Here is a 16,716-nt window from a genome sequence, read left to right on the forward strand (position 1 = left end):
GGGGGCCGGGCGGGCGTCGGACGGCCAGTTCGTTCCGGGCTCCGACGGTCGGCCCGGCCCCGGACGGCCAGTTCGTTCCGGGCTCCGACGGCCGGCCCGGCCCCGGACGGTCAGTTCGGCACCAGGACGGGCGGCTCGGCAGCGGCCGGGACAGCAGCGGTCCGCGAAGGTAGTGCGGTGGCCAGCAGGAACGCGGCGAGCAGCAGCCCGGTGAGGTCGCGGACGGTGCGCTCGGGCAGGGGTGCGTCCATCCCCTCAGAAGACGTCCGACAGCAGATGGTTCCGCTACCGAACGAACCCGGTCAGCGGCCGGCCCGCACCAGTCCGGCCCGGCGGGCCCGCTCCACCGCGCCGGGCAGCGCGGCGGCCAGCGCCTCCACATCCGCCCGGGTGGAGGTGTGACCGAGCGAGAACCGCAGCGAGGCGCGGGCGAGTTCGGCGTCCACGCCCATCGCCAGCAGCACGTGACTGGGCTGCGGAACGCCCGCCGAGCAGGCCGAACCGGTCGAGCACTCCACACCGGCCGCGTCCAGCAGCATCAGCAGCGCGTCGCCCTCGCAGCCGGGGAAGGAGAAGTGCGCGTTGGCGGGCAGCCGGCCCGCCGGGTCGGGGTCGCCGTTCAGCAGCGCCTCGGGCGCGGCCGCCCGGACCACCGCGAGCAGGTCGTCGCGCAGCATGCCGACGCCCGCCGCGTACTCGGGCTGCCGCTCGACGGCGAGCGCGGCCGCCACCGCGAACCCGGCCGCACCGGGCACATCCAGCGTCCCGGAGCGGACGTCCCGCTCCTGGCCGCCGCCGTGCAGCAGCGGAACGGGGGTGGCGGAGCGCGACAGCAGCAGCGCGCCGACCCCGTACGGCCCGCCGATCTTGTGGCTGGTGACGGTGAGCGCCGTCAGCCCGGAATCGGCGAAGGACACCGGGACCTGGCCCAGCGCCTGCACCGCGTCCGCATGCATCGGGATGCCGAACTCGGCGGCGACGGCGGCGAGTTCGCGGATCGGCTGAACGGTTCCGACCTCGTTGTTGGCCCACATCACGGTGACCAGCGCGACCGTCTCCGGCGCCCGCCCGATCGCCTCGCGCAGCGCCTCCGGGCGCACCCGGCCGACCTCGTCCACCGGCAGGTACTCGACCTCGGCGCCCTCGTGCTCGGCCAGCCAGTGCACCGCGTCCAGCACCGCGTGGTGCTCGACCGGGCTGCTCAGCACCCGGCGGCGGACCGGGTCGGCGGCCAGCCGGGCCCAGTACAGGCCCTTGACCGCCAGGTTGTCGGACTCGGTCCCGCCCGCGGTGAGCACGATCTCGCTGGGCCGCGCGCCCAAGGACTCGCCCAGCGACTCCCGGGACTCCTCGATCACCCGGCGGGCCCGCCGCCCGGCGGTGTGCAGGGAGGACGCGTTGCCGACGGCCCCGAACTGCGCCGTCATCGCGGCGATCGCCTCGGGAAGCATCGGGGTGGTGGCGGCGTGGTCGAGGTAAGCCATAGCGGGTCCAGTGTAGGCGGCCCAGAGGTCACGATTTGGCCATTGCACCCTCTGCAACGCGCCGTTAGCGTTCCGGCCACGCCGCTGTGAGAGGGGGAGGGCCGTGTCCCAGACGGTCGACCGTGCGCTGACCATCCTGGCCTCGCTCGGCGAGGGCCCGGCCTCGCTGGAGCAGGCCGCGTCCCGGATCGGCGTGCACAAGTCCACCGCCCTGCGGCTGCTGCGCACCCTGCAGGAGCACGGCTTCGTCACCCGGCAGTCCGACCACCGCTACCGGCTCGGCGGCCGCCTGTTCGCACTCGCCCACCAGGCCCTGGAGGGCATCGACATCCGCCAGGTCGCCGCCCCGTACCTGGCGGTGCTCAACGAGCGCTACGGGCACACCGTCCACCTGTCGGTGCTGGAGGGCGACGAGGTGCTCTACCTGGACAAGGTGGACGCCAAGTACCCGGACCCGGGCCGCAGCTGGCTCGGCGAGGACAGCCGGATCGGCCGGCGCGCCCCGGCGGCGGCCACCGCGGCGGGCAAGGTCCTGCTGGCCGACCTGCCCACCGACCGGCTCGCCGCCTTCCTCGCCGAGACGGAGCTCCCGGCCCGCACCCCGCAGTCGACCGGCGGCCCGGACGAGCTGCGCACCGAACTGGCCGAGGTGCAGCGGCGCGGCTGGGCGGTCGACCAGGCCGAGTACCACGCGTCCGTGAACTGCATCGCCGCCCCGATCGCCGGCACCGAGGGCACCGCGATCGCCGCCTGCTCGATCTCCGCCCCCGTGCAGATCGCCTCGGTCGTCGAACTCAGCAAACTGCTGCCGGAACTGCTCTGCACGGTCGAGGCGATCTCGCTGGCGTACGGCGGCTCCCCCACTCCGCGCTGGTGCGAGAACCGCTGCGGCGCCAAGCACGAGGTGCGCGCCGCCCGCACCTGAGCCTCACTCCTCGCCGGCCCGGGAACCGTTGCGGTGCCAGGCCCGAGGTGCCCGCCACCCGTACCTGAGCGCCAGCATCCGCATGGTGAACGCCGCCACCGCCGCCAGCGCGGCGCTCGCCGGGGTGAGCTGGTCCACGCCGATCAGGACCGCCGTGATCGCCGCGCCGACCAGCGCCGGCACCGCGTAGATCTCCCGGTCCCAGCGCAGCAGCGAGGGCGGCTCCATCGCCAGCACGTCACGCACCACGCCGCCGCCCGCCGCGGTCAGCATCCCGCAGGCCACCGAGGAGACGGCGCCCAGGCCGTGGTCGTGCGCCTTGATCGTGCCGGTGACGGCGAACAGGCCGAGGCCCGCCGCGTCCAGCACCATCACCGCCCGGGTGATCCGCTCCACCTCCGGGTGCAGGAAGAACACCACCACCCCCGCCACCAGCGGGGTCGCGAAATAGCCGGCGTTGGTGAACGCGGCCACCGGCAGCGCCCCGATCATCAAGTCCCGCAGCACGCCGCCGCCGAGTGCGGTGGCCTCGGCCAGCACACAGATGCCGAAGATGTCCATGTTCTTGCGGACCGCCATCAGGCCGCCGGACAGTGCGAAAACGAAGATGCCCACCAGGTCGAGGATCTGCTGGACGTCGTGCGGGAAGATCTCGGATGTCACGTGGTCAGTGTCCACGCCGACCTTCCGGCTCCGGTCGCCGGGCGGTCAGACGAACGACTCGTGCGGCGCCGGCCCGCCCAGCGCGTTCAGCTTGGCGGGCATCCGCAGTGTCGTCATCCGCCGCCACCCGCCCGCCCGTTCGTACCCGTACACCGCGTGGATGCCTGCGGCCAGCGCCGCCGACTTCGCCCTCGGCCAGCGCAGCAGCTCCCCCATGTGCGCCATCACCGCCAGGCTGACGTCCCGGTAGGTGCGGATCTCCGCCCGCGCGGTGTCCTGCAGGATGTCCAGGATCGACCGGCCGTGCCCGTGGTACGCGAGCCGCAGCAACTCCTCGTGGCAGAACGCCAGATGGTTGTCCTCGTCGTTGGAGATCATCCGCACCGCCCGGCCCACCTCGGGGTGGTCGCCGAAGATCCGCTTCAGCATCCGCATCTGCTCGGACGCCCGCTGCTCGGTCACCCGGCTGTGCGCCAGGTAGGTGATCACGTCCTGCTCGTCCAAGGGCTCGTCCCGGCGCAGCCGGGAGTGCGCCAACCCGATGCCCTGCCGCTCCAGGATCATCGTGTAGTCGGTCTCGTCCGGGACCTCGGCCGGCTCCAGACCCCGCTTGTGCAGCAGCGCCTTGAAGATCCGCCCGTGCTTGTCCTCGTCCGCGCCGTGCCGGGCCACCTTCGGCGCCAGCTCCTGGTCGGGTACCAGCCGGGCGATCCGGCCGTTCTCCCAACCGCCCTGGTCCTCCCCCTTGGCCGCGATCGAACAGAACAGCCGGAACGCCCGGTCGTCGTCGTGGATCTCCTGGAACAGACTGCGCGCCGACAGCATGGTGGACCTACCCCTCGCACGGGAGCCGGAACATTCCGGTCCAGCTCAAGGCACCCCCACTCCCCGGGCAACAGCTCACGCCCCCCACTGCGCCGGACGAAGGAAAGCCTGCCCGGCTCGGACTACCCGACCAGCCGGCGCCGCCAGTCCAGTCCGGTGACCCGGATCGCCTCGTCCGGGCTGCCGTCCCAGCGCACCTCCAGGCCGCGGTCCTCCAGCGCCGCGACGACCTCCCGGCCGACCGCCGCCGTGGTGTCCGGCGAGCCGTCCCAGCCGCCGTACAGCAGCCACAGGTCCTGGCCGGACGCCGCGCCCTCGGTGCCCTGGGAGTGGAAGTAGACGAAGCCTCGGGAACCCTCCGCCGCCTCGGCACCGATCTCCTCGTGGCCGCAGTTGCGGCAGCAGGTGAAGTTCTCCCGGGCCGTGATGCCGGCCGCTTCCAGCGCGGCGAACGCCCGCGCCACCCGCTCCGGATCCGTCTCCCCCACCCACGCCCGCTGCTCGGCGACCCGCTCCAGCCACATCCGGTCGGCCAGCTGCTTCGCCTGCTCCTTCGTCACCGGCCGGGAGCCGCCGTCCACCAGGCACTCCGCCGCGAAATCGGCCACCTGCGCACGGGTCGCGTACCCGCCCGCGAGCAGAACGCGCACCGCCTCGACCAGGGTCCGCTCGTCCTGCGCGGACAGCTCCAGCGGTGCGGGCTCCGGAACGTCGAACTCGATCCGCTCCCACGCCACCCCGGCGTCCCAGCCCTCGTCCTCCCGCGCCCACCCGAGCAGCAGCGCGGCGACCTGCTCCAGGTCGTCCACCCGCGCCCCGTAGTGCCGCGCGGGGCTCCCCGCCCGGTGCTCCACCGTCCACGCCCCGTTCTCCGGGCACGCCTGCGCGTACGTGTGCGGCAGGTCCGGCACCCGCTGCAGCACCACGAAGGAGTCCGGCCACTCCCCCATGTCCCGCACCGTGTCGAGGAGTTCGTCCTCCGACACCCGCACCCCGACCCTGCCGGAGTTGTCCTCCACCGCGATATCGAGCATGCCCACCACTGTCCCACCCGCCACTGTCAGCGCCCCCTCCCCGTGCCCCGCCAGGGGCGCGTGGGGGCACCTTCCAGCCCGCTGGGGCTGGGGGAGAACTGCGCGAGCAACCATCCGCTGAAACGGCAAGGTCCGCCCCAGGAGGGAACCCCCTCCCAGGACGGACCTCGGTTCGGCGAACTACTCGGCGTTCTCCGGGAAGTGGCAGGCCACCTGATGCCCGGCCCGCGCGGCGCTGAGCGGCGGTTCCTGGCTCGCGCAGATGTCCTGCGCCTTCCAGCACCGGGTGCGGAAGCGGCAGCCCGACGGCGGGTTGAGCGGCGACGGGACGTCACCGGTGAGCAGGATCCGCTCGCGGCGCTCCTTGCGCCGCGGGTCGGGGACCGGCACCGCGGACATCAGGGCGTTGGTGTAGGGGTGCATCGGCTTGGCGTACAGGGAGTCGCGGTCGGCGATCTCCACCACCTTGCCGAGGTACATCACGGCGACCCGGTCGGAGACGTGCCGGACCACCGAGAGGTCGTGCGCGATGATCAGGTAGGTCAGGCCGAGTTCCTGCTGGAGATCGTCCAGCAGGTTGACCACCTGGGCCTGGATGGAGACGTCCAGGGCGGAGACCGGCTCGTCCGCGACGATCATCTTCGGGCGCAGGGCGAGCGCGCGGGCGATGCCGATGCGCTGGCGCTGGCCGCCGGAGAACTCGTGCGGGTAGCGGTTGTAGTGCTCGGGGCTGAGTCCGCACAGTTCCAGCAGGTCCTGGACGGCCTTCTTGACGCCGTGCTCGGTCTGGACGTTCTGGAGCCGGAACGGCGCACCGACGATGGTGCCGATGGTGTGCCGGGGGTTCAGCGAGGAGTACGGGTCCTGGAAGATCATCTGGATGTCGCGGCGGTAGGGCCGCATCGCCGAGACTCCCAGGTGGGTGATGTCGGCGCCCTCGAACTCGATCTTCCCGCCGGTGGGTTCGTCGAGTCGGGTGACCAGGCGTCCCATGGTGGACTTGCCGCAGCCGGACTCGCCGACCACGCCGAGCGTCTCGCCGGCCATGACCTCGAAGTCGATGCCGTCGACGGCGCGCACGGCGCCGACCTGACGCTTCAGCAGGCCCTTGGTGACCGGGAAGTGCCGGGTCAGTCCGGTGACCCGCAGCAGGGGTTCACGGTCCGGGCCGGGTGCCTGGGCGGGCACCTTCGCGGCCTGCGGGGCCGCCGTCTGGCTGTCCGTCATCGGTTGTCTCCAAGTGGGTGGTACGTGCTCACAGCCGGGGCGCGATCTCTTCGGTGAAGATCCGGTGGCGTTCGGCGATCGGCAGGTGGCAGGCGGCGAAGTGCCGGGGCGCGGCCTCGGCGAGCACGGGCACCTCGCTGGTGGAGCGGCCGCCGGTGAGCTCGGCGTACGGGCAGCGCGGGTGGAACGCGCAGCCGGACGGCACGTTGATCAGGCTCGGCGGGGTGCCCTTGACCGGGATCAGCCGGTCCTGGAGCTCCCGGTCGAGTCGGGGCATCGAGCCGAGCAGGCCCCAGGTGTAGGGGTGCTCGGGGGATTCGAAGATGGTGGCGGCGGGGCCGCGCTCGACGGGCTTGCCGCCGTACATGACCAGGATGTCGTCGGCGATCTCGGCGACCACGCCCAGGTCGTGCGTGATGATGATGACGGCGGAGCCGAACTCCTTCTGCAGGTCCCGGATCAGGTCGAGGATCTGCGCCTGGACGGTGACGTCCAGGGCGGTGGTCGGCTCGTCGGCGATCAGCAGCGAGGGGTCGTTGACCAGGGCCATGGCGATCATGGCGCGCTGGCGCATACCGCCGGAGAACTCGTGCGGGTAGTTGTCGACCCGCTTGTCGGGCTGCGGGATGCCGACCCGGTCGAGCATCTCGATGGCCCGGGTGCGGGCGACCTTCTTGGAGGTGCCGGGGTGGTGGGCCCGGTAGCCCTCGATGATCTGGGCGCCGACCGTGTAGTACGGGTGCATCGCGGTCAGCGGGTCCTGGAAGATCATCGCCATCTTCTGGCCGCGGAGCTTGCGCACCTGGTCCGGGTTGGCCGAGACCAACTCCTCGCCGTCCAGCCAGATTTCGCCGGAGATCTGCGGGGCGCCGCGCTTGCTGCCGGTGCGGTGCAGGCCCATGATCGACAGCGAGGTGACGGACTTTCCGGAGCCGGACTCGCCGACGATGCCCAGGGTCTTCCCGCGCTCCAGGTCGAAGCTCAGGCCGTTGACGGACTTGACCAGTCCGTCGTCGGTCGGGAAGTGCACCTTCAGGTCGCGGACGGACAGAAAGGGCTTGTCAGCCTGGAGGGGCTTGTCGTTGTTGCTCATGCCAGCTTCACCCGGGGATCGACGACGGCGTACAGCAGGTCAACCAGGAGATTGGCCATCACGATGAAGAACGCGGCGAAGAGCGTCACACCCATGATCACCGGTAGGTCGCTGGAGGCGATCGACTGGACCGCCTCGTAGCCGAGCCCGCGCAGGTTGAAGGTGGACTCGGTGAGCACCGCGCCGCCGAGCAGACCGCCGAGGTCCATGCCGAAGATGGTCAGGATCGGCGTCAGCGTGGAACGCAGGGCGTGCTTGCCGATGACCACCGGCTCCTTGAGGCCCTTGGCGCGCGCGGTGCGGATGTAGTCCTCGCCGAGCACGTCCAGCAGGGTGGCGCGACTGAGTCGGGCGTAGGTCGCCGCGAACAGGAAGGCCAGGGTGATCCAGGGCAGTACCAGCCCCTGGAACCAGGCCACCGGATCGACCGTGAAGTCCGTGTACTTGCGCGGGAACCAGCCGAGCTGTCCGACGAAGACCGCGAGCGCGACCATGCCGGTGAAGTACATCGGCAGCGAGACGCCGGCCAGCGCGACGGACATGCTGATGCGGTCCAGCGGGGTGCCCCGGCGCAGCGCGGAGATGACGCCGGTGGCGGTGCCGAACACCAGCCACAGGATCGAGGCACCGACGGCCAGCGAAGCGTCCACGCCGACCCGGTTGAGCAGCAGCGGCCAGACCGCCCGCTCGGTCTTGAACGAGTAGCCCAGGCAGGGGGCGTAGCAGTGGGTCACGTCGGTGCCGGCGTTGTAGTCGCGGCCGACGACGATGCCCTTCAGGAAGAGCCAGAACTGTTCGACGATCGACTTGTCGAGGCCCATCTTGTGGCGGATACCCTCGACGGCCACCTTGTCCGCGATCTTGCCCACGTAGAGCAGCGCGGGGTCGGTTCCGGTGAGCTTGGGCACCATGAAGAAGATGCCGAAGGTCACCGCAGCGACCACCAGCAGCATGAGGACGACGTTGATCAGTCGCCTGAAGAGATACACGAGCACTGCGGTCGGCCCTGCCACGGTCCGGCCGGACGTCCCCGGTGGGGGACTGTTCCGGCCGGACCGGGCAGGGCCTTCACCTGCCCTTCGGACTAGCGGTGCGAACTAAAGGGAGAAGGTCAGGTCACTTGCCGTCGGAGACGCCGAGGGCCTGGAAGTCCACCTCGCCGAACGCGTCGGAGATGTAGACGTTGGTCAGGCGCGGGTTGCGCCAGTTCAGGGCCTTGTCGGCGACGATCGGCAGGTAGTAGCCGCCGTCGATCACCTTGTGGTTGATCTTCTTGTACAGCTCGGCGGCCTTGGCCGGGTCGGTCTGCTGCGCGGCCTGGTCGAACCAGCCGTTGATCTCCGGGTCGTTGATCTCGGAGTAGTTGCTGTTGCCGTTGCTCGGGATGAAGCGGCCGTCCATCAGCGGCTGCATGTAGCCGGAGCCGGTCGGGAAGTCGGCGCCCCAGCCCATCACGATCAGGCCGTAGCCCTTGGACTTGACCACGTCGGGCGCGCCGATCTCGGAGGCGATCAGCTTGCCGTCGTACTGCTGGACCGTGACGTCGATGTTGACGGCCTTGAGGGCGGTCTGCAGCGCCACCGCGGAGTTGACCTCCTTCGGCTTGTTGCCGCGCACCGCGATGTTGGTCTTGAAGCCTTCCGGCTTGCCGCAGGCCTTCAGCTCTTCCTTGGCCTTCTCGATGTTCGGCTTGCCCTGGGTCAGCTTGTACGGGTCGTAGTCGTCCGAGCCGAGGATGTTCGGGGGCAGCATCGAGCCGTAGATCGAGCCGGCCACCGAGCCGCCGCGGGCGGTCTGCAGGGCGGTGGTGTCGGCCGCGTACAGCACCGCGTTGCGGCAGTGCTGGTTGTCGAACGGGGCGACCGACGGGGCGAGGCTGACGTAGCGGATGAAGCCGTTGTACGGGTCGTCCGTGTTGGCCTTCAGCGCCTGGTCCTGCAGCACCTTGACCTGCGCGGCCTGCGACAGGCCGGTCTGGGCCCAGTCGAGGTCGGCGGTGTTCGCCAGCAGCTGCGCGTCCATGTCGTCGGCGTTGGTGGTGACGGTCAGCTTGACGACGTCCGGCAGCGCCTTGCGGAACGGGTCGGAGGCCGGGTCCCAGTTCTCGTTGCGGACCAGCTCGTAGAGCTTGCCCGGCTCGGCCGACTTGAACTTGTACGGGCCGGAGGAGACCGGCTTCTGGCCGTACTGGGCGCCGGTGTCCAGCTTCTGCGGGACCGGGGCGGCGGAGCCCATGGCCAGCAGGTACGGGAAGTCCGAGTTGGGCTTGGCCAGGTTGAAGACGATGGTGTTGTCGTCCGGGGTCAGGACGGTCTTCAGGCCGAGCTTGTTCGGGTCCGAGTCGGTGTAGGGGCCCTTGTAGTTCTGGCCCTGGTCCAGCTCGTTGATCAGGTAGGTCGGGCCGCCGGAGATGACGTCCTGCGCGAAGATGCGCTCGATGCCGTACTTGATGTCCTTCGAGGTGATGACCGAGCCGTCCTCGAACTTCAGACCCGGCTTCAGCTTGAAGGTGTAGGTCTTGGCGTCCGCGGAGATCTCCGGCTGGGCGGCGGCCAGGTCGGGGACCAGCTTCAGGCCCTCCTTGCCCGGCTTGCCGTCGAAGGCGAGCAGGGTGCGGGCGTAGAAGCGCTCGAAGTTCCACACCGAGGCGTAGTACGCGCGACCGGGGTCGAGCGAGTCCACGTCGGTGGTGGTCCACATGTTGAGGGTGCCGCCCTTCTTGTCGGACGCGTTCACCACCTTGTCGACGGCCGCGTTGAAGCCCGCGCCGCCCTTGTTGCTGCTCTCGTCGCCGCTGTCCTTGCTGCCGCCGCAGGCAGTGGCGGTGAGCGCGAGGGTGGCCGCGAGGGCGGCGACCGCGAGCGTCCTGTTTCGCTTCATGGGTTGGAAACCTCCAGAGTCGCGGGCTCAGTTGCCCTTGGGGTCGAGCGCGTCGCGCAGGCCGTCACCGAAGAGGTTGAAGGCGAGCACGGTGATGAAGATGGCGAGGCCGGGAACGACCATGTACATGGGGTCCGCCTCGTAGATCCGGACCGCGTCGGAGAGCATCTGCCCCCAGGAAGCGGTGGGCGGGCGGACACCGGCCCCGAGGAAGCTGAGCGCCGCCTCGTTGAGGATGTTGGTGGGGATGATCAGGGTCGCGTAGACCAGGATCGGCGCCACCAGGTTGGGCAGGAGTTCGCGGAACAGGATGTGGGTGCGGCCGGCGCCGAGGCTGCGGGCCGCGTCCACGAACTCCCGTTCGCGCAGGGACATGGCCTGGCCTCGGACGATGCGCCCGATGTACGGCCAGCCGAAGAAGCCGATGACGAAGACCAGAATGAGCGGCCGCAGCCACTGGTCCGGGATGCCGAACGCCGAGGTGGGCATCACCGACACCAGCGCGATGCTGAACAGCAGCTGCGGGAAGGCCAGCAGGATGTCCATGACGCGGCTGATGAACGCGTCCACCCAGCCGCCGAAGTAGCCGGCCATGACGCCCATGACCACACCGATGCAGACCGACAGCACGGCGGCGCCGAGCGCCACCAGCATCGAGATCTGCGCACCGAAGAGGATCCGGGAGAACACGTCGCGGCCGAACGTCGGGTCGACACCCAGCAGGAAGTCGCTGCTGATGCCGCCGAACGCGCCCTTGGGCAGGCCGAGGTCGGGGTTGATCTGGTCCGGGTGCGGTTCGTTCGGCGGGTGGCCGAACATCGAGCTCAGCACCGGCGCGAAGATCGCCGCGAGCACCAGCAGGATCACCACGACACCGCCGGCCAGCGCGATCTTGTCGCGCTTGAGGCGGTCCCAGGCGATCCGGCCCGGCGAGCGACCCTCGATCTTCTTGGCCGGCTCGGAAGTTGACGCGCCGTCAGGCTGCGCGCCGGCCGGCGGACCCGAGGTCTCGGTGGGTGTGGTCATGAGTCAGTTCGTTCCCCTCGCCGACGGTGGCCGGCCCACGGAGTCGCGTTTGGTGCGGAAGGCAGAGCGGTTGCGGTGGTGCCGGGTGCCGATGCGGCGGTGCAGAAGTGCGTTTGGCAAGCAGGGCGTTGCGGGTGGTGCCGTTCGACGCCGGGCGGAGTGCCCCGGCGCGCATGGTGCTGCCGCACGGAGATGCGCATCGTGCGGTTCATGCTGTGGCGGCGGCACGTTCACCTTCGTGAGGATCGTCTCGCGCTCCGCATTGGGCAGCACTCTCCGTCATTGGATGTGCCGGACGGAAGACCCCCATGGCGAAGGATGCCTAACCGTGATCTGCTCGCATGCACATTCGTTGCGCTGGCATATCGCTCTTCACACAGCTGTCACTCGCACGTCAAGGGGCACACTGACGACACCCCGCCAGTGGCGGGGAAACGCCAGGTGGCGCCGTTGGTGGCACGCGTAGAGCGCGCAACAGCGGAAAACCCCCGCCGACCTTCGGGGGAAGGTTCGTACGGGGGTCTTCAGGCGTTCCGCCGGGGTGCGGTCAGCGGCCCGGATAGCCCGGCCACTGGGGCTGCGGCCAGCCCGGCGCGGGCCCGGCCGGCGGTTGCGCTGCGTAACCGAAACCGGTGGAGTAGGCCTGCGGCGGACCCTGCCGGTCGAAGAACGGGCGGGCGTTGGCCCGCAGCCACATCGCCACCGGGTCGAACTCGTCGGCCATCATCACGGTCGAGACGGCCGGCCCCTCGGGGGCGTGCGCGGCGGCCCGCTGCACCAGCGCCCTGGCCGCCTCCACGGCCTGCGGCGAGGTGTCGTAGAGGTCCAGTCCGATCGCCAAGTACGGCTCGCCCAGCACCGGTTGCACCCAGGCCCGGCGCAGCGAGCGCAACGGGCGCACCTCGGCGGCCTGTTGTTCCAGCACGGCGAAGAACTGCGGTGCCTGGCCGGTCGGTTCGGAGATCCGCAGCGGCCCGGCCGGCAGCCGGTCCAGGCCGACGGCGATCCGCCGCAGGTCGGCCCACGGCACGCCGATGCCGCCGCCGGGGCGGTGCGGGTCCAGCCACAGGCCCCAGCGGGAGCGGTACAGGGAGCCGGCGATCTCCGGCCCGGACACCACCTCGTGGCCGCGCGCCCAGCCACTGGCCGCCAGCTGCCCCGGGGAGGTCACACAAGGCGCGTAGCCGTGCCCGCCGACGTCCATGTTCCCGTACTGGGCGTCCGGGCTGCCCGGGCTGCCGTGCCACAGCAGCATCCAGACCTGCCCGCTCGCGAGAGCGCGCAACAACCCCTCGTACGCCTCCCAGCGCTCCGGTGCGACCGCTGCGAGGGCGCGCTCGATCGCGCCCGGATCGCCGGCTGCTCCCGTCACGTCGTCGCCTCTTTCTCGACTTCCCTCGTCCGCCCGTCCACCGCGCGGCGGTGTGCCGGAGCAACCCTATGGGGCGCGCCCGACAGCCGTCATGCCGCCGTCCCGGACATCCGGTGGATTCACGGTCTGACGTAGAAGGGCTGTACCCGCCCCAGCAGCCAGTCCACCACCGGGTCGGCGACCAGGTCGAGCAGCACCAGGTGGACGCCCCAACTCGGCGCCGCGGTTCCGAGCGCCCGGCCGAGCGCCAGGTTGACGTCACCGGGGTCGGCGGGGGCCGCCGGGTCCAGCTGGACGCCGATGTACAGCAGGGTCGACTCGCCCTCCACCCGGGCCAGCGCCCGCCGGGCCGTCAACACACCGGGCAGGGCGGCGAGTTCGCCGGTCGCGGCGGCCAGGAAGGCGAACGGCTCCTGGTGCGGCTCGGGTTCCTTGAGCGCCACCCGCGCGCCCTCGGTGACGCCCTGCGCCTCCCACTGCTCGCCGCGCGGCCCGCGCCGCAGCTCCCCCACCCCCTCCGGCGGCACCGGGATGCCCACCGGCGCCTCGGGGTTGACCGCGATGCCGATGCCCAGCGGCAGGCCCCGGGCGAACTCCCACATCGGGGCGATCGCGAACGGGATGCCCGGCGCGTGCTGCAGGTACAGCTCCTGCGAGCTGTACACCGGCACGTAGGGCGCGCCCGCGAGTTCGAGGGTCGGCAGGTCGAGCTCGCCGGACTGCGGGTCGGCACCGGCCGGCAGCGGAATCCACACCTGGCTGCGGGCCAGCACCTCGATCACCCTGGGTGTCGCCCCCGGGTCGCCCAGGGCCGCCATCAGCACCTGCTCCAGCTCGTTGGCCGGCCAGCTCCCGCCTTCCGGAACCTGACCCAGCGGGAACCCCATCTCGCCCCTCCACACTCACGGTTGTGTTCAGGTTAGCGGCGCGCACGAGTGCCCTGCGGCGATCGCGGTCGAACCCCACTCCCACCAGCGGGCCCCGGCATGCCATGATGGGCCCGCCCAAACTTCATACCGGCCGCTCGAACCCGCGCGGGAGAGCCGGAACGACCGTCATCCGGTCGCGACCGGCGCCGAAGGAGCAAGTCCTCCCCGGAATCTCTCAGGCCCCCTTACCGCCCGGGCGAGGCAGATCTGGAAAGTGGACACGGCCGCGCCGTGCGCCCACCCACGGTGCAAACCGCCATCCTTTCGGATGGCGGTGAAGCTCTCAGGTTCGACGACAGACGGGGAGGTTCGCCCCAGCCTGCCCGTTTCCAGATCCCGGGAGTCCTGCCGTGTCCCTCCGCCTGACCGCGCTCGACGCGCTGCACCGCTCGCTCGGCGCCACCATGACCGACTTCGCGGGCTGGGACATGCCGCTGCGCTACGGCAGCGAGCGCGAGGAGCACCTCGCGGTCCGCACCAAGGCCGGCCTGTTCGACCTGTCGCACATGGGCGAGATCACCGTCTCCGGCCCGCAGGCCGGCGAACTGCTCGACCACGCGCTGGTCGGCTTCATCTCCGCGCTCGGCGTGCTGCGCGCCCGCTACACCATGATCTGCCGCGAGGACGGCGGCATCCTGGACGACCTGATCGTCTACCGCACCGCGGACGACGAGTACCTGGTGGTCGCCAACGCCTCCAACGCCCAGGTGGTGCTGGACGCCCTGACCGAGCGCGCGGCCGGCTTCGACGCCACCGTCCGCGACGACCGCGACGCCTACGCGCTGCTCGCCGTCCAGGGCCCGGAGGCCAACGGCATCCTGGCCAAGCTCACCGACGCCGACCTGCCCGGCCTCAAGTACTACGCGCTGCTGCCCGCCACCGTGGCCGACCGTCAGGTCTGGCTGGCCCGTACCGGCTACACCGGCGAGGACGGCTTCGAGATCTTCTGCGCCCCCGCCGACGCCGAGCACCTGTGGACGGCGCTGACCGAGGCCGGCACCGCCGAGGGCCTGGTCCCGTGCGGCCTGTCCTGCCGCGACACGCTGCGCCTGGAGGCCGGCATGCCGCTGTACGGGCACGAGCTGTCCACCGAGCTGACCCCGTTCGACGCCGGCCTCGGCCGGGTGGTGCGCTTCGACAAGACCACCAACGGCGGCGAGTTCGTCGGCCGCAAGGCGCTGGAGGAGGCCTCGGCCGCAGCCGAGGCCAACCCGCCGCGCAAGCTGGTCGGCCTGGTCTCCGAGGGCCGCCGCGTCCCGCGCGCCGAGTACTCCGTGGTGGACGCCGAGGGCGCCGTGATCGGCCGGATCACCTCCGGCTCGCCGTCCCCGACCCTGGGCAAGCCGATCGCCATCGCGTACGTGGACGCCGCGCACGCCGAGCCGGGCACCACCGTCGCGGTGGACGTGCGTGGCAAGGCCGAGCCCGTCCAGGTCGTCGCGCTGCCGTTCTACAAGCGCGCCCGCTGACCTTCGATCAGCCCTTCACCTGCTGTCCGAGCAGATTTTTCCGGTTCGTCCGCCCAGCGGACGGCCGCGCCCTCCCCTCTTGCGATCCTGGAGAATGACGTCATGAGCAACCCCACGCACCTGCAGTACACCAAGGAGCACGAGTGGCTGACCGCCGCCGTGGACGGGGTGTCGACGGTCGGCATCACCGCGCACGCGGCCGACGCCCTCGGCGACATCGTCTACGTCCAGCTCCCCGCGGTGGGTGACACCGTCACCGCCGGTGAGACCTGTGGCGAGCTCGAGTCCACCAAGTCGGTCAGCGACCTCTTCTCCCCCGCCACCGGCGAGGTCACCGAGGTCAACCAGGAGGTCATCGACGACCCGGCCCTGGTCAACTCGGAGCCCTTCGAGGGCGGTTGGCTGTTCAAGGTCCGGGTCGAGGCGACCGACGAGCTGCTCGACGCCGACGGCTACACCGCCTTCATCGGCGCCTGACCGGGAGATCTCCCCTATGACGGTTCTCAACCAGTCCCTCCACGCGCTCGACCCGGAGATCGCCGCCGCGGTCGACGCCGAGCTGCACCGCCAGCAGACCACCCTGGAAATGATCGCCTCCGAGAACTTCGCCCCGGTGGCGGTCATGGAGGCCCAGGGCTCGGTGCTCACCAACAAGTACGCCGAGGGCTACCCCGGCCGCCGTTACTACGGCGGCTGCGAGCACGTCGACGTGGTCGAGCAGCTCGCCATCGACCGGGTCAAGGAGCTGTTCGGCGCCGAGCACGCCAACGTGCAGCCGCACTCCGGCGCGCAGGCGAACGCCGCGGCGATGTTCGCGCTGATCCAGCCGGGCGACACCATCCTGGGGCTGAACCTGGCCCACGGCGGTCACCTGACCCACGGCATGAAGATCAACTTCTCCGGCAAGCTCTACAACGTGGCCGCCTACCACGTGGACGAGAAGACCGGCCAGGTCGACATGGCCGAGGTCGAGCGCCTCGCCAAGGAGCACCAGCCCAAGCTGATCATCGCCGGCTGGTCCGCCTACCCGCGTCAGCTGGACTTCGCCGAGTTCCGCCGCATCGCGGACGAGGTCGGCGCCCTGCTGATGGTCGACATGGCGCACTTCGCCGGCCTGGTCGCCGCCGGGCTGCACCCCTCCCCGGTGCCGTACGCGGACGTGGTCACCACCACCACCCACAAGACCCTGGGCGGCCCGCGCGGCGGCGTCATCCTGTCCAAGGCCGAGTTCGCCAAGAAGATCAACTCCGCGGTCTTCCCCGGCCAGCAGGGCGGCCCGCTGGAGCACGTCATCGCCGGCAAGGCGGTGGCCTTCAAGGTCGCGGCCACCGACGAGTTCAAGGACCGTCAGCGCCGTACCCTGGAAGGCGCGAAGATCCTCGCCGAGCGCCTGCTCCAGGAGGACGTGACCGCCTCCGGCGTCTCCGTCCTGTCCGGCGGCACCGACGTGCACCTGGTGCTGGTCGACCTGCGCAACAGCGAGCTCAACGGCCAGGACGCCGAGGACCGCCTGCACGAGGTCGGCATCACCGTCAACCGCAACGCCGTCCCGAACGACCCGCGCCCGCCGATGGTCACCTCGGGTCTGCGCATCGGCACCCCGGCGCTGGCCACCCGCGGCTTCGACGCCAAGGACTTCCGCGAGGTCGCCGACGTCATCGCGGAGACCCTCAAGCCCGGCTTCGACGCCGCCAAGGCCGAGTCGCTGAAGGCCCGGGTCACCGCGCTCGCCGCGAAGCACCCGCTGTACCCCGAGCTGTAACCCTTCCTCGCGGCCACCGACACCTGG

16 protein-coding genes and 1 riboswitch are annotated in these 16,716 nt (G+C 71.0%); of the genes, 4 read left to right on the forward strand and 12 right to left on the reverse strand.

Translation table 11 applies throughout. The annotated features are described in order from the left end of the window. Positions 1-110 precede the first annotated feature (110 nt). The gene (locus tag ACZ6R9_RS06855) at positions 111-251 is read right to left on the reverse strand and encodes a hypothetical protein (RefSeq protein ID WP_465536981.1); all 141 of its coding nucleotides are present in this window, start codon (positions 249-251) and stop codon (positions 111-113) included. A 51-nt stretch (positions 252-302) separates the two neighbouring features. Continuing rightward, on the reverse strand, positions 303-1,484 hold the full coding sequence (locus ACZ6R9_RS06860) for a cysteine desulfurase family protein (protein WP_380482071.1): 1,182 nt from the start codon (positions 1,482-1,484) through the stop codon (positions 303-305). Positions 1,485-1,587: 103 nt separating this feature from the next. Between ACZ6R9_RS06860 and ACZ6R9_RS06865 the strand changes: the two genes are divergently transcribed. Further along, positions 1,588-2,409, forward strand: coding sequence for an IclR family transcriptional regulator (locus ACZ6R9_RS06865; RefSeq protein WP_380482073.1), 822 nt, complete (start codon positions 1,588-1,590; stop codon positions 2,407-2,409). 3 nt (positions 2,410-2,412) lie between these two features. Here the strand turns inward: ACZ6R9_RS06865 and ACZ6R9_RS06870 are convergent, their stop codons facing one another. The 10 genes from ACZ6R9_RS06870 to ACZ6R9_RS06915 all read right to left on the reverse strand — a co-directional run bounded on the left by ACZ6R9_RS06870 (position 2,413) and on the right by ACZ6R9_RS06915 (position 13,416). Further along, positions 2,413-3,072 carry a trimeric intracellular cation channel family protein gene (locus tag ACZ6R9_RS06870; RefSeq protein WP_380482075.1) on the reverse strand — a complete coding sequence of 220 codons (660 nt, stop codon included), beginning with the start codon at positions 3,070-3,072 and terminating at the stop codon, positions 2,413-2,415. A gap of 45 nt (positions 3,073-3,117) precedes the next feature. After that, positions 3,118-3,897 carry a ferritin-like domain-containing protein gene (locus ACZ6R9_RS06875; protein ID WP_380482077.1) on the reverse strand — a complete coding sequence of 260 codons (780 nt, stop codon included), beginning with the start codon at positions 3,895-3,897 and terminating at the stop codon, positions 3,118-3,120. Positions 3,898-4,019: 122 nt separating this feature from the next. Beyond that, on the reverse strand, positions 4,020-4,931 hold the full coding sequence (locus ACZ6R9_RS06880) for a DUF6891 domain-containing protein (protein ID WP_380482079.1): 912 nt from the start codon (positions 4,929-4,931) through the stop codon (positions 4,020-4,022). Positions 4,932-5,111: 180 nt separating this feature from the next. Further along, on the reverse strand, positions 5,112-6,158 hold the full coding sequence (locus tag ACZ6R9_RS06885; protein WP_380482080.1) for an ABC transporter ATP-binding protein: 1,047 nt from the start codon (positions 6,156-6,158) through the stop codon (positions 5,112-5,114). A gap of 28 nt (positions 6,159-6,186) precedes the next feature. After that, the gene (locus ACZ6R9_RS06890) at positions 6,187-7,251 is read right to left on the reverse strand and encodes an ABC transporter ATP-binding protein (RefSeq protein ID WP_380482082.1); all 1,065 of its coding nucleotides are present in this window, start codon (positions 7,249-7,251) and stop codon (positions 6,187-6,189) included. Continuing rightward, a complete protein-coding gene (locus ACZ6R9_RS06895; RefSeq protein WP_380482084.1) occupies positions 7,248-8,246 on the reverse strand; it encodes an ABC transporter permease in 999 nt (332 codons plus the stop codon). Before ACZ6R9_RS06895 ends, ACZ6R9_RS06890 begins: the two co-directional genes overlap by 4 nt. A 121-nt stretch (positions 8,247-8,367) precedes the next feature. Further along, on the reverse strand, positions 8,368-10,131 hold the full coding sequence (locus ACZ6R9_RS06900) for an ABC transporter substrate-binding protein (RefSeq protein ID WP_380482086.1): 1,764 nt from the start codon (positions 10,129-10,131) through the stop codon (positions 8,368-8,370). Positions 10,132-10,158: 27 nt separating this feature from the next. Further along, on the reverse strand, positions 10,159-11,157 hold the full coding sequence (locus ACZ6R9_RS06905) for an ABC transporter permease (protein ID WP_380482088.1): 999 nt from the start codon (positions 11,155-11,157) through the stop codon (positions 10,159-10,161). Positions 11,158-11,704: 547 nt separating this feature from the next. Continuing rightward, complete coding sequence (locus ACZ6R9_RS06910) at positions 11,705-12,529, reverse strand: enhanced serine sensitivity protein SseB C-terminal domain-containing protein (RefSeq protein ID WP_380482090.1); 825 nt, start codon at positions 12,527-12,529, stop codon at positions 11,705-11,707. Positions 12,530-12,648: 119 nt separating this feature from the next. Beyond that, on the reverse strand, positions 12,649-13,416 hold the full coding sequence (locus tag ACZ6R9_RS06915; protein ID WP_380482092.1) for an enhanced serine sensitivity protein SseB: 768 nt from the start codon (positions 13,414-13,416) through the stop codon (positions 12,649-12,651). A gap of 138 nt (positions 13,417-13,554) precedes the next feature. Then, positions 13,555-13,659, forward strand: a riboswitch (glycine riboswitch). Between the two features lie 149 nt (positions 13,660-13,808). Here ACZ6R9_RS06915 and gcvT point away from each other — a divergent pair. The 3 genes from gcvT to ACZ6R9_RS06930 all read left to right on the forward strand — a co-directional run bounded on the left by gcvT (position 13,809) and on the right by ACZ6R9_RS06930 (position 16,689). Next, a complete protein-coding gene (gcvT, locus tag ACZ6R9_RS06920) occupies positions 13,809-14,927 on the forward strand; it encodes a glycine cleavage system aminomethyltransferase GcvT (RefSeq protein WP_380482094.1) in 1,119 nt (372 codons plus the stop codon). Positions 14,928-15,029: 102 nt separating this feature from the next. Further along, a complete protein-coding gene (gcvH, locus tag ACZ6R9_RS06925) occupies positions 15,030-15,404 on the forward strand; it encodes a glycine cleavage system protein GcvH (protein ID WP_380482096.1) in 375 nt (124 codons plus the stop codon). A gap of 16 nt (positions 15,405-15,420) precedes the next feature. Further along, positions 15,421-16,689: a serine hydroxymethyltransferase gene (locus ACZ6R9_RS06930; RefSeq protein WP_465536987.1), complete on the forward strand. Its 1,269-nt coding sequence runs from the start codon at positions 15,421-15,423 to the stop codon at positions 16,687-16,689. The last annotated feature ends 27 nt before the right edge of the window (positions 16,690-16,716 follow it).

This window comes from Kitasatospora sp. NPDC048662 (assembly GCF_055587065.1).

Excerpts from the sequence above, each read along its gene's own strand:
- ACZ6R9_RS06855 (WP_465536981.1), bottom strand. The coding sequence starts at position 251 with ATGGACGCACCCCTGCCCGAGCGCACCGTCCGCGACCTCACCGGGCTG.
- ACZ6R9_RS06860 (WP_380482071.1), bottom strand. The coding sequence starts at position 1,484 with ATGGCTTACCTCGACCACGCCGCCACCACCCCGATGCTTCCCGAGGCG.
- ACZ6R9_RS06875 (WP_380482077.1), bottom strand. The coding sequence starts at position 3,897 with ATGCTGTCGGCGCGCAGTCTGTTCCAGGAGATCCACGACGACGACCGG.
- ACZ6R9_RS06880 (WP_380482079.1), bottom strand. The coding sequence starts at position 4,931 with ATGCTCGATATCGCGGTGGAGGACAACTCCGGCAGGGTCGGGGTGCGG.
- ACZ6R9_RS06885 (WP_380482080.1), bottom strand. The coding sequence starts at position 6,158 with ATGACGGACAGCCAGACGGCGGCCCCGCAGGCCGCGAAGGTGCCCGCC.
- ACZ6R9_RS06890 (WP_380482082.1), bottom strand. The coding sequence starts at position 7,251 with ATGAGCAACAACGACAAGCCCCTCCAGGCTGACAAGCCCTTTCTGTCC.
- ACZ6R9_RS06900 (WP_380482086.1), bottom strand. The coding sequence starts at position 10,131 with ATGAAGCGAAACAGGACGCTCGCGGTCGCCGCCCTCGCGGCCACCCTC.
- ACZ6R9_RS06905 (WP_380482088.1), bottom strand. The coding sequence starts at position 11,157 with ATGACCACACCCACCGAGACCTCGGGTCCGCCGGCCGGCGCGCAGCCT.
- ACZ6R9_RS06915 (WP_380482092.1), bottom strand. The coding sequence starts at position 13,416 with ATGGGGTTCCCGCTGGGTCAGGTTCCGGAAGGCGGGAGCTGGCCGGCC.
- gcvH (WP_380482096.1), top strand. The coding sequence starts at position 15,030 with ATGAGCAACCCCACGCACCTGCAGTACACCAAGGAGCACGAGTGGCTG.
- ACZ6R9_RS06930 (WP_465536987.1), top strand. The coding sequence starts at position 15,421 with ATGACGGTTCTCAACCAGTCCCTCCACGCGCTCGACCCGGAGATCGCC.